The organism is Streptomyces viridiviolaceus (genome assembly GCF_014650995.1).
In the GTDB taxonomy this organism is placed as follows: Bacteria; Actinomycetota; Actinomycetes; order Streptomycetales; family Streptomycetaceae; genus Streptomyces; species Streptomyces viridiviolaceus.
The window spans coordinates 21,762-35,476 of the sequence record NZ_BMWA01000001.1 but is presented as its reverse complement, the minus strand read 5'-3'; the positions used below and the strand labels follow the sequence as shown (position 1 = coordinate 35,476).

The following is a 13,715-nucleotide window of genomic DNA, read 5'->3' as shown; positions in this document are numbered from 1 at the left end:
TCAGCAGGTCCCCCGCATCAGCTCCGCCAGCTCGTGCTCCAGGTCCAGCTGGAGGTGCTCCAGGCCGACGGGCACCAGCTCGCTGGTGGCCTGCAGGAACCGGCGCAGCTCACCCGAGCGGACGTGCACGACGGCGGTGCCCTCGGGGGCGCGGAACTCCAGCACGGTGCGGTCGTACGCGTACGGACGCACCCGCACGTCGCCCTGGCCCTCGGGCTCCCGCATGCCCGCGGCGAGCAGCTCGCGGGAGAAGGTCCAGCAGACGTCCACGCCTTCCAGGGTGGCGGGGGCCGGGAAGGTCATGCGGACGGCGAACGGGTCGCTCCGGTCGTAGTGCAGCGTGGCGGGAATGCTCGGCATACGCGGCGCGGCGGCGACGAGGCGCGCTTCGACGGGCTGCTCGATGACGGTGGACAACGCCTTGCTCCTCGTGACGGCTGGACGGGCTTCCGGGGTGGATCGGGCCGGGTACTGGAAGAGACGACGGAATGAGCCAATCCGTGCACACGACGTGCGAGTGACCTCTGTCACCGCCTTCATGCGCACCAGTGATGTGTCTCTCCTCGCATGCCCCGAAAGGCACTTGGGGCACACACCCGTCCGCGAAGGCCGGGCGCGGTCCTCTGGACGGCGTCCGGGCGGTGGGCTAGCTTCGCCCGCCATGAGGCGCTTGGGGAGCATGCGACGCACGGTACGGATCGGCGGCAGGCGCACGGGACGGTTGGTGACGGCCGGCGTGGTGTGCGCGGCGGCGGTCGCGGCGCTCACGGCCGCGCCGGCGCAGGCGCACCAGCGACCCCACTGGGAGCCGAAGGAGACCGGAGCCTCCGAGGTGCGCTTCCGGGGGCTCGCGGCCGTCAGCCGGAACACCGCCTGGGTGGCCGGAACGCAGGGCACCGTCCTGCGCACCACCGACGGCGGTGCCACCTGGCGGAACGTCTCCCCGCCGGGCGCCGGCGAGCTGCAGTTCCGGGACATCGAGGCGTTCGACGCCCGGCGGGCCGTGGTCCTGGCCATCGGCGAGGGCGAGGCGTCCCGCATCTTCCGCACCGACGACGGCGGAGCGACCTGGACGGAGTCCTTCCGCAACCCCGACCCGCGCGCCTTCTACGACTGCCTCACCTTCTTCGACCGCCGCCACGGCCTCGCGATGAGCGACCCCGTGGACGGGAAGTTCCGGATCCTGTCGACCGGCGACGGCGGGCGCTCCTGGAAGGTGCTGCCGACCGGGGGCATGCCGGCCGCCCAGGAGGGCGAGGCCGGGTTCGCGGCCAGTGGACAGTGCCTGGTCGCCTCCGGGCCGAAGGACGTGTGGCTGGCCACCGGCGGGGCCGCACGCGCGCGCGTGCTGCACTCCGCCGACCGCGGGCTGACCTGGACGGCCGTGGACGCCCCGATCCCGGCGGGCGACCCCGCCCGGGGCGTCTTCGCGCTCGCCTTCCGCGACCGCGTCCACGGCCTCGCGGTCGGCGGCGACTTCCGTCCCGGGGAGCCCTCGCCGCGGTCGGCGGCGGGCACCGCCGACGGAGGCCGTGTCTGGCGGCCCGCCGAGCGGCCCCCGGCGGCCTACCGCTCCGGCGTCGCCTGGCTGCCGCACAGCCGCACCGCCGCCCTCGCGGTGGGACCCACCGGCACCGACCTGACCACCGACGGCGGCCACACCTGGCGGACGGTGGACACCGGCTCGTACGACACCGTGGACTGCACCCCGGACCTGGGCTGTTGGGCCGCGGGGGAGCGGGGGCGGGTGGCCCGGCTGGAACGCTGACATCGCGCGGGGTGCCGTGTTTGTCCGTAACGTGGGTACCCGTTCGCTGAACGGGAAAGGAAGTGAGCGGACATGCCACGCGGTTCGAGCTCCAAGCGGGAGCGGCAGTACGAGCACATCAAGGAGAGCGCGCAGGACCGTGGCGAGAGCACCGGCCGCGCCAAGGAGATCGCGGCCCGGACGGTGAACAAGGAACGCGCCCGGTCCGGCGAGTCCAAGAGCGCGAGCCGCACCTCGACGCAGGACAAGTCGTCCGGCAAGCGCGGCGGACAGCGGTCCGGCTCGGGGCAGGGCTCCCAGGGGCCCACCTACGACCAGCTGTACCAGGAGGCCAAGCGCCGGGACATCCACGGCCGTTCGAGCATGAACAAGGGAGAGCTGCAGCGCGCGCTCGGCAAGTGAGCCGGAGCCCTCAGCCGGGCTGCTCCCGGTACCGTTCCAGCGCCGGCGCCGTCTTCGTGGCGACGAACTCGGTGATGCGGTAGGCGCACACCCCGGCCGCGACGAACGGATCGCCCGCCGTGATCTCCTCGATCCGCGCCCGCTCCCCCGCGACGGCGATGATCACCCCGCCGTCGCGGGGGTTCTTGCGCCCGGAGGCCAGGAAGACGCCCTTCGCGTACTGCTCGTCGAGCCATGCCACATGCGCCGGGAGCACGGCGTCGACGGCATCCAGCGGGGCGGTGTAGGACAGCTCCAGTACGAACACGATCACGAGCCTACTCGTCCGCCTTCCGGCCAAGGCGTCCCGTTAGGCTCGTGGGCACCATGACGACCGTACGCATACCCGCGGGGTGGCCCGCGACCGAGGAGCAGGCCCGCGCCGTCCAGGACGAACTGCGGGAACGGGTGGTGCTCGACGAGCCCGGACCGCCACCCGGGACGGGCCACGTCAGCGGAGTCGACGTGGCCTACGACGACCGACGGGACGTCGTCGCGGCGGCGGCCGTCGTGCTCGACGCGACCACCCTCGAGGTCGTCGCCGAGGCCACCGCCGTCGGGCGGATCTCCTTCCCTTACGTACCCGGCCTGCTCGCCTTCCGCGAGATACCGACCGTCCTCGCCGCCCTGGACGCCCTGCCCTGCCCGCCCGGCCTGGTGGTCTGCGACGGCTACGGCCTCGCCCACCCACGCCGGTTCGGCCTCGCCAGCCACCTCGGCGTGCTCACCGGGCTGCCCACGATCGGCGTGGCCAAGAACCCGTTCACCTTCACCCACGACGACCCGGACACGCCGCGCGGCAGCACGTCCGCGCTGCTCGCGGGCTCCGAGGAGGTCGGGCGCGCCCTGCGCACGCGCGAGGCCGTCAAGCCGGTCTTCGTCTCCGTCGGCCACCGCGTGAGCCTGGACAACGCCTGCGCCCACACGCTCGCCCTGACCCCCTCCTACCGCCTGCCGGAGACCACCCGCAGGGCGGACGCCCTGTGCCGGAAGGCCCTGCGGGAGGCCACCTACCCGGCCTGATCCTCGACGGTCCAGCGGCCCACCTCCCGGTACTCCGAGTCGTACACGGCCGAACCGTCGCCGGGCAGCAGCGCGTAGTGCCGCACGTTGCCGCCCCAGTACCGCAGAATCCGCCCCAGTTCGCCCGCGCGCTCCTCGGCGGACCCGCCCTCGTCCATCGTGACTTCGAGTACGAATCTCATGCCTTCAAGTGTGTCATTCGACTCCTTCTTGGCACTTTTCCGCGCAGCGGGACGGCCGGCGGGGCCGATCCCACGGGAAAGTCTCAAGTCGGGGTGAGGGGGTGCGAGAAACCGCGCGGCGGGCTGTGAGTACGTGCTCTGAGTACCTGTACGGATGTCCGGCGGTGGCTGCCCCGACAGGCTGGGGCGCATGACCACGCACCGTGCTCCCAAGCCCCTCGCCCACCCCAGCCGGCCCGTCGAGCGGGCCGTGACCGTCGCGCTGGTGCTCGCCGTGCCGGCGGGGGTGGGCTGGATCGGCGGAATGATCTACACCGTGGCCGGCTGGGGGCTGTAGACGGACCGTCAGCGGGTCGCGGCCACCCGGAAGCGGATGCCCGCCGCCCGCAGCCGTTCGGTCAGCGCGTCACCCATCGCCGTCGCCGTGGTGACCTGACCGGCCGTCGGCGGCAGGTCGTCGAGGGCCAGGGACAGCGCGGCCTCGGCGAACATCTTCGCCGTCTCGTCGTACCCGGGGTCACCGCCCGAGACCTCGGTGCACACCCGGCGTCCGCCGCCCTCGCCCACGAAGCGGACCGAGAACCAGCTCCTGGCCCGCTTCTGCGGGCTCGGCCCGTCCCCCGGCCTGATCCGGTCGGACAGCCAGCGCCGCGCCGGCGGTACCTGGGCCGCCGCCACCGTCGCGCCCACCACCGCCACCGCGCCCACCGCGACGGGCAGGTGCCGGACGGCCGCGTAGTGCCGGTAGCGGAAGTCGGGGCCGTAACGCTCCAGGGCCTTCGCCGAGCGCCGCACGATCTGCGGGTCGATGGTCGGCAGCGGCAGCGCCCACGCCCCCACCTCCCCGGCGAACCGCGGTGCGCCGGTCGGCGTCGCCGCGCGCCGGCCCACCAGCCGGGGCTCGTGCCGCCGGCGGTCCCGGGCGGCGGCCCGCATCTGCCGCCCGCGCGCGAACTGGCCCAGCGCGGAGGCGAACGTACCGCCCGAGAAGGCGGCGTCGACCGTCACGAACCCGTCGACGGTCAGCGGCACGCCCTCCGGGAGCTGCCGCACGGTGAAATACACGCCCAGGTCGTGCGGGACCGAGTCGAAGCCGCAGGCGTGCACCAGCCGGGCTCCCGTCTCCCGCGCCCGTGCGTCGTGCCGGACGAACATCAGGTCCACGAACTCGGGCTCACCCGTCAGGTCGAGGTAGTCCGTGCCGGTGTCCGCGCAGGCGGCGACGAGTGCCTCGCCGTACCGCACGTAGGGGCCCACCGTCGTGGCCACCACGCGCGCGTGCTCGGCGAGTTCGCGCAGCGAGGCCGGATCGGACACGTCGGCCCGCAGCACGCCGACGCCGGCGGCGCCCGGCAGCCGCTCGCGCAGCCGCCGCAGCCTCTCCTCGCTGCGGCCGGCGATCGCCCAGCGCAGCCCCTCGGGCGCGTGGGCGGCGAGGTACTCCGCGGTGAGTTCGCCGACGAAGCCGGTCGCCCCGAAGAGCACGACGTCGTACGGCCGGTCCGCCCTGTTCAGCCTGCTCATGACACCCCTTTGCAACCCGTCCGCGGCCCCTCGGTCCGCAGCACGCGCCGTTGTCGGTGGCTGAGGCTAGCGTGAAGGGTGCGGAGCCCGACGACGAGCCCGGAGGTAGCAGGTGGCCGTGGACAGGAACGCCCTGAAGAAGTGGCAGAGCGTACGCGAGTTCGCCCTCGGGCTGCCGGGCGCCGCGGAGGAGTTCCCCTGGGGCGAGTCCGTCGCGAAGGTGAACAAGAAGGTGTTCGTCTTCCTCGGGGTGACCGACGGCAGTCACCCGATGGGCGTCACGGTCAAGCTCAAGGACGAGGCGGCCCACGCCCACGCCCTGTCCTGCCCCGGCGCCGAACCCGCAGGGTACGGACTCGGGAGAGCGGGGTGGGTCAGCGTCCCGCTGCAGGAGCGGGGCGCCCCCGCCGTCGAGCTGCTGTGCGACTGGGTGGAGGAGAGCTACCGCACCGTCGCCCCGAAGCGGCTGGCGGCGCAACTGGACGCGCGGTGACGGTGCCCCGGCGGGCGGCCGTCGCGGAGCATAATTGGCTAAGCGCTTGCTCGCTCAGGCCTTGTGCCGACTGGGACACGTTCCTAGCATCACTGGTGTTACATCAGTTGTGTCACAGACTGGGGGCTGGATGACCACGGCAGACACCACGGCGACGACGCCACCGCACGGCCCCCTCGCCGGCGTGCGGGTGGTCGAGCTGGCCGGCATCGGTCCCGGTCCCTTCGCCGCCATGCTCCTGGCCGACCTGGGCGCCGACGTCGTCCGGGTCGACCGGCCGGGCGGCCCCGGCCTCGCGATCGACCCCGCGCACGACGTCACCAACCGCAACAAGCGCTCGGTGGTGATCGACCTGAAGGCCCCGGACGGCGCCGCCCAAGTCCTCGATCTGGCCGAACGCGCCGACGTCCTGATCGAGGGCTACCGCCCGGGGGTCGCCGAGCGCCTCGGTGTCGGCCCCGAGGCCTGCCACGCCCGCAACGCCCGCCTGGTCTACGGCCGCATGACCGGCTGGGGCCAGGACGGCCCCCTCGCCCGGCGCGCCGGCCACGACATCTCCTACATCGCGCTCACCGGCACCCTGGGCATGATCGGCACCCCCGACGCGCCGCCCGCCGTCCCCGCCAACCTGATCGGCGACTTCGCCGGCGGTTCGCTCTACCTGGTCGTCGGCATCCTCGCCGCCCTGCACCACGCGCGCGCCACCGGCACCGGCCAGGTCGTCGACGCCGCCATCGTCGACGGCGCCTCCCACCTCTCCGCGATGATCCACGGCATGCTCGCGGCCGGCGGCTGGCAGGACCGGCGCGGCGCCAACCTGCTGGACGGCGGCTGCCCGTTCTACGGCACGTACGAGACGGCCGACGGCCGGTACATGGCGGTCGGCGCACTGGAACCGCAGTTCTACGAGGTGTTCATGGAGCTGCTCGGCATCCCCGACAAGGCGCCGGCCCGCGACGACATCTCCCGCTGGAGCGAGCTGCGCGAGGCCGTCGCCGCCCGGTTCAAGACCCGCACGCGGGAGGAGTGGACGGCCGTCTTCGAGGAATCCGACGCGTGCGTGGCCCCCGTGCTGTCCCTCCGGGAGGCGCCGCACCACCCGCACCTCGCCGCCCGCGGCACCTTCACCGACCACGGCGGCATCACCCAGCCGGCCCCCGCGCCCCGCTTCTCCGCCACGCCCACCGCCGTCCGCACCGGGCCCGCCCGGCCGGGCGCCGACACCGACGCCGTGGCCCGCGACTGGGGCGTCCCCCGACTTCTGACCTCACCCCGAACCCCTCAGTGAAAGGTCTGCCAGTGACCACCGAAGCGTACGTGTACGACGCGATCCGCACCCCCCGCGGGCGCGGCAAGGCGAACGGCGCCCTGCACGGCACCAAGCCCGTCGACCTGGTCGTCGGCCTCATCCACGAGATCCGTACGCGGTTCCCGGACCTCGACCCGGCCGCGATCGACGACGTCGTCCTCGGCGTCGTCGGCCCGGTCGGCGACCAGGGCTCCGACATCGCCCGGATCGCCGCCATCGCCGCCGGGCTGCCGGACACCGTGGCGGGCGTGCAGGAGAACCGCTTCTGCGCCTCGGGCCTGGAGGCCGTCAACCTGGCCGCCGCCAAGGTGCGTTCCGGGTGGGAGGACCTGGTCCTGGCCGGCGGTGTCGAGTCGATGTCCCGGGTGCCGATGGCCTCGGACGGCGGCGCCTGGTTCAACGACCCGATGACCAACCTCGCCACCAACTTCGTGCCCCAGGGCATCGGCGCCGACCTCATCGCCACCATCGAGGGCTTCTCGCGCCGGGACGTCGACGAGTACGCGGCCCTGTCCCAGGAGCGCGCGGCCACGGCCTGGAAGGAGGGGCGCTTCGAGCGGTCCGTCGTGCCGGTCAGGGACCGCAGCGGCCTGACCGTCCTCGACCACGACGAGCACCTGCGCCCCGGCACCACCGCCGACTCCCTGGCGGCCCTCAAGCCGTCCTTCGCCGACATCGGCGAGCTGGGCGGCTTCGACGCCGTGGCGCTGCAGAAGTACCACTGGGTCGAGAAGATCGACCACGTCCACCACGCGGGCAACTCCTCCGGCATCGTGGACGGCGCGTCCCTGGTCGCCATCGGGTCCAGGGAGGTCGGCGACCGCTACGGACTGCGCCCGCGCGCGCGGATCGTCTCCGCCGCCGTCTCCGGCTCCGAGCCCACCATCATGCTCACGGGGCCCGCCCCCGCCACCCGCAAGGCGCTGGCCAAGGCCGGGCTGACCATCGACGACATCGACCTCGTCGAGATCAACGAGGCGTTCGCGGCGGTCGTCCTGCGCTTCGTGAAGGACATGGGCCTGTCCCTGGACAAGGTCAACGTCAACGGCGGTGCGATCGCGCTGGGCCACCCCCTCGGCGCCACCGGCGCGATGATCCTCGGCACCCTCGTCGACGAACTGGAGCGCCAGGACAAGCAGTACGGCCTCGCCACCCTGTGCGTGGGCGGCGGCATGGGCATCGCCACCGTCGTCGAGCGCATCTGAATCCCTGCGGAACCGGACCCGAGCCTTCTGACTTCTACGGAGACCCCGTCATGACCGAGAGCACCACCATCCGCTGGGAACAGGACGACACCGGCGTCGTCACCCTCGTCCTCGACGACCCCGACCAGTCCGCGAACACCATGAACCAGGCGTTCCGCGAATCGCTCGCCGTGGTCACCGACCGCCTGGAGGCGGAGAAGGACTCCATCCGCGGAGTCGTCGTCACCTCCGCCAAGAAGACCTTCTTCGCCGGCGGCGACCTGCGCGACCTCATCCGCGTCACCCCGGAGACCGCCCAGGAGCTGTTCGACGGCGGCATGGCGATCAAGCGCAACCTCCGCCGCATCGAGACCCTCGGCAAGCCGGTCGTCGCGGCGATCAACGGCGCCGCCCTGGGCGGCGGCTACGAGATCGCCCTCGCCTGCCACCACCGCGTCGCCCTCGACGCGCCCGGCTCCAAGATCGGCTGCCCCGAGGTCACCCTCGGCCTGCTCCCCGGTGGCGGCGGAGTCGTCCGCACCGTCCGCATGCTCGGCATCACCGACGCCCTGCTGAAGGTGCTGCTCCAGGGCACCCAGTACAACCCGCGCCGCGCCCAGGAGAACGGCCTGGTCGACGAGGTGGCCGACACCCAGGAGGAGCTGCTGGCCAAGGCCCGCGCCTTCATCGACGCCCACCCCGAGTCCGCCCAGCCCTGGGACAAGCCGGGCTACCGCATCCCCGGCGGCACGCCCGCGCACCCGAAGTTCGCGGCCAACCTGCCCGCCTTCCCGGCCAACCTCCGCAAGCAGACGAACGGCGCCCCCTACCCGGCCCCGCGCAACATCATGGCCGCCGCCGTCGAGGGCTCCCAGGTCGACTTCGAGACCGCCCAGGTCATCGAGGCCCGCTACTTCGTGGAGCTGGCCGCCGGTCAGACGTCGAAGAACATGATCCAGGCGTTCTTCTTCGACCTCCAGGCCGTCAACTCCGGCGCCAACCGCCCGCAGGGCATCGAGCCCCGCCAGGTGCGCAGGGTCGCCGTCCTCGGCGCCGGCATGATGGGCGCCGGCATCGCCTACTCGTGCGCCCGCGCGGGCATCGACGTCGTCCTGAAGGACGTCTCCCTGGAGGCGGCGGTCAAGGGCAAGGGCTACTCCGAGAAGCTGTGCGCCAAGGCCGTCGCCAAGGGCCGTACGACCCAGGAGAAGGCCGACGCCCTGCTGGCCCGGATCACGCCCACCGCCGAGGTCGCCGACCTGGCCGGCTGCGACGCGGTCATCGAGGCCGTCTTCGAGGACACCTCCCTCAAGCACAAGGTGTTCCAGGAGATCGAGCAGGTGGTCGCCCCCGACGCGCTGCTGTGCTCCAACACCTCCACCCTCCCCATCACCGCTCTCGCCGAGGGCGTCGAGCGCCAGGCCGACTTCATCGGGCTGCACTTCTTCTCGCCCGTCGACAAGATGCCGCTGGTGGAGATCATCAAGGGCGAGCACACCGGCGACGAGGCGCTGGCCCGCGCCTTCGACCTGGTCCGCCAGATCAACAAGACGCCGATCGTCGTCAACGACTCGCGCGGCTTCTTCACCTCCCGCGTCATCGGCCACTTCATCAACGAGGGTGTCGCCATGGTCGGCGAGGGCATCGAGCCCGCGTCGGTGGAGCAGGCCGCCGCGCAGGCCGGCTACCCGGCCAAGGTGCTCTCCCTGATGGACGAGCTGACGCTCACCCTGCCCCGCAAGATCCGCAACGAGACCAGGCGGGCCGTGGAGGAGGCGGGCGGCACCTGGACCGCGCATCCCGCCGAGGCCGTCATCGACCGCATGGTCGACGAGTTCTCCCGCCCCGGCCGCAGCGGCGGCGCCGGCTTCTACGAGTACGGGGAGGACGGCAAGCGGGCCGGCCTGTGGCCGGGCCTGCGGGAGCACTTCACCAAGCCCGGGTACGAGATCCCGTTCCGGGACATGCAGGAGCGCATGCTGTTCTCCGAGGCGCTGGACACCGTCCGGCTGCTGGAGGAGGGCGTGCTGACCTCCGTCGCCGACGCCAACATCGGCTCGATCTTCGGCATCGGCTTCCCGGGCTGGACCGGCGGCGTCCTGCAGTACATCAACGGCTACGACGGCGGCCTGCCCGGCTTCGTGGCACGCGCGCGTGAGCTGGCCGAGCGCTACGGCGACCGGTTCGCGCCGCCCGCGCTGCTGGTCGAGAAGGCGGAGAAGGGGGAGGTCCTCACCGACGGCCGCTGAGCCGCCGGATCACCGGTCCGAGCGGCCGGACCCCTCGTCCGCGCCGCCGGACCGCTCCTCGCCCTCCCCGTCGAGCCACGCCCGCAGCTCCTCGCGCAGGGACCGCTGGAACGTGGTCAGCAGCGCCTGCACCACCAGCGGGTGCATGTGGGCGGACAGGGACTTCACGTCCCGGGCGTCGCGTTCGGCGACCGCGTCGCGCAGCAGCCGCGACAGGTCGCGGGCGGCGGCGCGGGAGTGCTCGAGGAGGGCCGTGCGGGCGGCGAGGACCGTCTCGTGGGACAGGGACACGTCGAGCAGCTCGACGCCGAGCCGGAGCAGCCCGGCGTCGACGCGGTAGGCGTCCCCGACCCGCGTGACGACGTCCATCGCCGCCAGCCGCTCCACCTCCTCGTCGCTCAGCGGGCGGCCCGCCCGCCGGCCCAGTTCGTCCCGGGTGAGCCTCTCCACCGTGTCCGGCGCCCAGGAGGCCACCACCGCGCGGTGCAGGGCGAGGTCGTGGGCGGTCAGCCCGGGCGGCAGCTGCCCCAGGTACCGCTCGATCGCCGCGAGCGTCATGCCCTGGTGCTGCAGTTCCTCGATCAGCGCCAGCCGGGCCAGGTGCTCCCGGCCGTAGTGACCCACCCGGCGCGGACCGATCGCCGGCGGGGGCAGCAGCCCCTTGGTGCCGTAGAAGCGGACCGTGCGCACCGTGACACCGGCCCGCGCGGCCAGCTCGTCGACCGTGAGGGTCGGCTCTGTGTCCTCGGACCGCCCCCGGGGCTCGGTGTCGCGCGTCGTCATGTGAAGCAGTATCGCTGTCGCACCAGTGCTGTGAAACCTCACAGCACCCTTTGCCGACCATGATGTGAACGGTCGGTGATCACCGTGGACAGCGGAAGTGGATCGTGTGAGAAGTAACGCTCTGTGACCTGAACCACCGCGTATGAGCGGAGCGTCATGGGAAGGTGCTGAACTGGTCTGTGCCGCGAGGGTGGTGCGGGCCGTGTCACTGTACGGACGACCCGGGCACACCCCGCCCGGGCGCACCAGAGAGTGGAACCACCCGTGAGCAAGGACGCCGTGGACACGGCACAGGTCGCCGCCCACCCCGAGGCGACTCGGACGCCCGCGGACGCGGGCGACGCCGGCTACAGCAAGGACCTCAAGGCGCGCCACGTCAACATGATCGCCATCGGCGGCGCGATCGGTACCGGCCTCTTCCTCGGCGCCGGAGGGCGCCTCCACGACGCGGGCCCGGCACTCGCCATCGCCTACCTCGTCTGCGGCGTCTTCGCCTTCTTCGTCGTCAAGGCCCTCGGCGAGCTGGTCCTCTACCGGCCCTCGTCGGGCTCCTTCGTGTCGTACGCGCGCGAGTTCCTCGGTGAGAAGGGCGCGTACGTCGCCGGCTGGATGTACTTCCTGAACTGGTCGACGACCGGTATCGCGGACATCACCGCGATCGCGCTCTACACGCACTACTGGAGCATGTTCACGAGCATCCCCCAGTGGGTGCTCGCGCTGATCGCGCTGGCCGTGGTGCTGGCCGTGAACCTCATCTCGGTGAAGATCTTCGGCGAGATGGAGTTCTGGTTCGCGATCATCAAGGTCGCCACCCTCGTCGGCTTCATGCTGATCGGCATCTTCCTGCTGGCCACCCAGCACGACGTGGGCGGTCACACCCCCGGCCTGAGCATGATCACCGACCACGGCGGTGTCTTCCCGCACGGTCTGATGCCCGTCGTCCTCGTCATGCAGGGCGTGATCTTCGCCTACGCGGCCCTGGAGCTGGTCGGCGTCGCCGCCGGCGAGACCGCCGAGCCGGAGAAGGTCGTCCCGCGCGCGGTGAACTCGATCATGTGGCGCGTCGGCCTGTTCTACGTCGGCTCGGTCGTCCTGCTGGCCCTGCTGCTGCCCGGCTCGGTCTACTCGGGCGACCAGAGCCCCTTCGTCACCGTGCTGTCCAAGATCGGTGTCCCGGCGGCCGGCGACGTGATGAACCTGGTCGTCCTGACCGCCGCCATGTCCTCCCTGAATTCCGGCCTCTACTCCACCGGCCGCATCCTGCGGTCCATGGCGATGGCGGGTTCCGCGCCGAAGTTCACCCGCGTGATGAGCCGCAGCCAGGTCCCCTACGGCGGCATCCTGCTGACCTGCGCGGTGTGCGTGCTCGGCGTCGGCCTGAACTTCCTGGTGCCGAGCCAGGCGTTCGAGATCGTCCTGAACGTGGCCTCCCTGGGCATCATCAGCACCTGGGTGATCATCATGATCTGTCACCTGATCTTCGTCCGCCGCGCCCGCGCCGGTGAGGTGACCCGGCCGCACTTCCGTCTGCCCGGCAGCCCGGTCACGGAGATCGCCACGATCGCCTTCCTGCTGGCCTGCCTCGGCATGATGTGGAACGACCCCGAGGTCGGCCGCAAGACCCTCCTGCTCATCCCCGTGATCGCGGTCATGCTGGTGGCCGGCTGGTTCGGCGTCCGCCGCAGGGTGGAGCAGAACGCCGACCAGGAGCTTTCCCGGCTCACGAAGCAGTAGGCGACGGCCAGGGCAGCACGGAGCGGTCCACGGCCGCTGTCAGTGGTGGCCGTTACGGTGGCGTCATGTCGGGGATCAGGTATGTCCGGGGTGACGCCACCGTTCCGTCGGTCAAGGGCGTCAAGGTGATCGCCCATGTCTGCAACGACCTGGGCGGGTGGGGGAAGGGCTTCGTCCTGGAGGTGTCCCGCCGCTGGCCGGAGCCGGAGGCCGCCTACCGGGCCTGGCACCGCGACCGCGCGGCGAACGACTTCGGGCTGGGCGCGGTCCAGTTCGTCCAGGTCGAGCCGTACGTGTGGGTGGCCAACATGGTCGGCCAGCGCGGCATCAGGACCGGCAGCAAAGGGGTCCCCGTGCGCTACGAGGCGATCGACACGGCCCTCGCCCGTCTCGCCGACAAGGCGGCCGACCTGGGCGCCTCCGTCCACATGCCCCGCATAGGCTGCGGCCTGGCCGGGGGCACGTGGTCCCGGATCGAGCCGCTCATAGCCCACCGGCTCGTCGCACGGGGCGTCCCCGTCACGGTGTACGACCCCGGGGACTGACGGCTCCGGGCCGGCCGGGATGGGTGGGTCCGGGCCGGCCGGGATGGGTGGGTCCGGGCCAACCGGGATCAGTGGGGCCGCGCCGGCCGTGCTCGGTGGGTCCGCGGCGACGGACATCGGTGGACCTTGACCGGGGAGCTGGACGGTCCTTGCCCGGCGGCGATCGGCGGACGCGGACAGGCCGGCATCGACAGGCCCCGCCGACCGGGACCGACAGGCACCAGCGGGACCGTGTAGGCGGCGACACCGGCGGGATTCAGCACCCCGGTCGCACGGTCCCGCTCCGGGGCGTACGGCGGCGGCTCGACCCGGCCCGCCCGCAGCGCGCCGAGCCCGGTGGCCGGCCCGGCGCCGAGCAGCGCGTCCGGCAGCTCCTCGACGCCGCTCGGCCTCAGTCCCGGCACGGAGGGAGCCTCGATGATCGCCACGTCTCGCACGCCCGGCTCCTTCGTCCGCCCGGCGGCGCCGACCGGTCCGCAC

The 13,715-nt window shown here is 72.5% G+C and carries 16 protein-coding genes; 10 read left to right on the top strand and 6 right to left on the bottom strand.

Going from position 1 to position 13,715, the window contains the following annotated elements:
* Entirely contained in the window at window positions 1-417 is a 417-nt protein-coding gene (gene ssgD, locus IE260_RS00165; RefSeq protein ID WP_189868328.1) for a spore wall synthesis regulator SsgD, read from the bottom strand.
* A 262-nt stretch (window positions 418-679) separates the two neighbouring features.
* On the opposite strand from ssgD, the gene IE260_RS00160 reads away from it, so the two are divergent.
* Both IE260_RS00160 and IE260_RS00155 read left to right on the top strand, forming a co-directional pair.
* Window positions 680-1,768, top strand: coding sequence for a WD40/YVTN/BNR-like repeat-containing protein (locus IE260_RS00160; RefSeq protein WP_229880259.1), 1,089 nt, complete (start codon window positions 680-682; stop codon window positions 1,766-1,768).
* Window positions 1,769-1,840: 72 nt separating this feature from the next.
* Window positions 1,841-2,170, top strand: coding sequence for a plasmid stabilization protein (locus tag IE260_RS00155; RefSeq protein WP_189868327.1), 330 nt, complete (start codon window positions 1,841-1,843; stop codon window positions 2,168-2,170).
* Between the two features lie 10 nt (window positions 2,171-2,180).
* On the opposite strand, the gene IE260_RS00150 is transcribed toward IE260_RS00155, so the two are convergent.
* Window positions 2,181-2,477 (bottom strand): YciI family protein, encoded by a 297-nt coding sequence (locus IE260_RS00150; protein ID WP_189868326.1) that lies wholly within the window; start codon window positions 2,475-2,477, stop codon window positions 2,181-2,183.
* 59 nt (window positions 2,478-2,536) lie between these two features.
* Between IE260_RS00150 and IE260_RS00145 the strand changes: the two genes are divergently transcribed.
* Window positions 2,537-3,232, top strand: a complete 696-nt coding sequence (locus tag IE260_RS00145; RefSeq protein WP_189868325.1) for an endonuclease V — start codon at window positions 2,537-2,539, stop codon at window positions 3,230-3,232.
* On the opposite strand, the gene IE260_RS00140 is transcribed toward IE260_RS00145, so the two are convergent.
* Complete coding sequence (locus tag IE260_RS00140) at window positions 3,220-3,414, bottom strand: hypothetical protein (RefSeq protein ID WP_189868324.1); 195 nt, start codon at window positions 3,412-3,414, stop codon at window positions 3,220-3,222. The two genes, IE260_RS00145 and IE260_RS00140, sit on opposite strands and share 13 nt — an antisense overlap.
* A 190-nt stretch (window positions 3,415-3,604) precedes the next feature.
* Between IE260_RS00140 and mmpA the strand changes: the two genes are divergently transcribed.
* Complete coding sequence (gene mmpA / locus IE260_RS00135; protein WP_189868323.1) at window positions 3,605-3,751, top strand: morphogenic membrane protein MmpA; 147 nt, start codon at window positions 3,605-3,607, stop codon at window positions 3,749-3,751.
* Window positions 3,752-3,759: 8 nt separating this feature from the next.
* Here mmpA and IE260_RS00130 read toward each other — a convergent pair whose 3' ends face one another.
* Window positions 3,760-4,938, bottom strand: coding sequence for a saccharopine dehydrogenase family protein (locus IE260_RS00130; protein WP_189868322.1), 1,179 nt, complete (start codon window positions 4,936-4,938; stop codon window positions 3,760-3,762).
* Between the two features lie 112 nt (window positions 4,939-5,050).
* Between IE260_RS00130 and IE260_RS00125 the strand changes: the two genes are divergently transcribed.
* The 4 genes from IE260_RS00125 to IE260_RS00110 all read left to right on the top strand — a co-directional run bounded on the left by IE260_RS00125 (window position 5,051) and on the right by IE260_RS00110 (window position 10,173).
* Entirely contained in the window at window positions 5,051-5,431 is a 381-nt protein-coding gene (locus IE260_RS00125; RefSeq protein ID WP_189868321.1) for an MmcQ/YjbR family DNA-binding protein, read from the top strand.
* Window positions 5,432-5,561: 130 nt separating this feature from the next.
* The gene (locus IE260_RS00120; protein ID WP_189868320.1) at window positions 5,562-6,719 is read left to right on the top strand and encodes a CaiB/BaiF CoA transferase family protein; all 1,158 of its coding nucleotides are present in this window, start codon (window positions 5,562-5,564) and stop codon (window positions 6,717-6,719) included.
* 11 nt (window positions 6,720-6,730) lie between these two features.
* A complete protein-coding gene (locus IE260_RS00115; RefSeq protein WP_189868319.1) occupies window positions 6,731-7,945 on the top strand; it encodes an acetyl-CoA C-acetyltransferase in 1,215 nt (404 codons plus the stop codon).
* Between the two features lie 50 nt (window positions 7,946-7,995).
* Window positions 7,996-10,173: a 3-hydroxyacyl-CoA dehydrogenase NAD-binding domain-containing protein gene (locus tag IE260_RS00110; RefSeq protein ID WP_189868318.1), complete on the top strand. Its 2,178-nt coding sequence runs from the start codon at window positions 7,996-7,998 to the stop codon at window positions 10,171-10,173.
* 9 nt (window positions 10,174-10,182) lie between these two features.
* On the opposite strand, the gene IE260_RS00105 is transcribed toward IE260_RS00110, so the two are convergent.
* The gene (locus IE260_RS00105; protein WP_189868317.1) at window positions 10,183-10,956 is read right to left on the bottom strand and encodes a MerR family transcriptional regulator; all 774 of its coding nucleotides are present in this window, start codon (window positions 10,954-10,956) and stop codon (window positions 10,183-10,185) included.
* 264 nt (window positions 10,957-11,220) lie between these two features.
* On the opposite strand from IE260_RS00105, the gene IE260_RS00100 reads away from it, so the two are divergent.
* Together IE260_RS00100 and IE260_RS00095 are read left to right on the top strand one after the other, a co-directional pair.
* Window positions 11,221-12,690: an amino acid permease gene (locus IE260_RS00100; protein ID WP_189868316.1), complete on the top strand. Its 1,470-nt coding sequence runs from the start codon at window positions 11,221-11,223 to the stop codon at window positions 12,688-12,690.
* 65 nt (window positions 12,691-12,755) lie between these two features.
* On the top strand, window positions 12,756-13,235 hold the full coding sequence (locus IE260_RS00095; protein ID WP_189868315.1) for a macro domain-containing protein: 480 nt from the start codon (window positions 12,756-12,758) through the stop codon (window positions 13,233-13,235).
* A 68-nt stretch (window positions 13,236-13,303) separates the two neighbouring features.
* Here the strand turns inward: IE260_RS00095 and IE260_RS00090 are convergent, their stop codons facing one another.
* Window positions 13,304-13,672, bottom strand: coding sequence for a hypothetical protein (locus IE260_RS00090; protein ID WP_189868314.1), 369 nt, complete (start codon window positions 13,670-13,672; stop codon window positions 13,304-13,306).
* Window positions 13,673-13,715 lie beyond the last annotated feature (43 nt).

Coding starts and splice junctions, on each gene's coding strand:
- IE260_RS00145 (WP_189868325.1), top strand. CDS start 2,537: ATGACGACCGTACGCATACCCGCGGGGTGGCCCGCGACCGAGGAGCAG.
- IE260_RS00120 (WP_189868320.1), top strand. CDS start 5,562: ATGACCACGGCAGACACCACGGCGACGACGCCACCGCACGGCCCCCTC.
- IE260_RS00155 (WP_189868327.1), top strand. CDS start 1,841: ATGCCACGCGGTTCGAGCTCCAAGCGGGAGCGGCAGTACGAGCACATC.
- IE260_RS00095 (WP_189868315.1), top strand. CDS start 12,756: ATGTCGGGGATCAGGTATGTCCGGGGTGACGCCACCGTTCCGTCGGTC.
- IE260_RS00160 (WP_229880259.1), top strand. CDS start 680: ATGCGACGCACGGTACGGATCGGCGGCAGGCGCACGGGACGGTTGGTG.
- IE260_RS00130 (WP_189868322.1), bottom strand. CDS start 4,938: ATGAGCAGGCTGAACAGGGCGGACCGGCCGTACGACGTCGTGCTCTTC.
- IE260_RS00110 (WP_189868318.1), top strand. CDS start 7,996: ATGACCGAGAGCACCACCATCCGCTGGGAACAGGACGACACCGGCGTC.
- mmpA (WP_189868323.1), top strand. CDS start 3,605: ATGACCACGCACCGTGCTCCCAAGCCCCTCGCCCACCCCAGCCGGCCC.
- IE260_RS00105 (WP_189868317.1), bottom strand. CDS start 10,956: ATGACGACGCGCGACACCGAGCCCCGGGGGCGGTCCGAGGACACAGAG.
- IE260_RS00140 (WP_189868324.1), bottom strand. CDS start 3,414: ATGAGATTCGTACTCGAAGTCACGATGGACGAGGGCGGGTCCGCCGAG.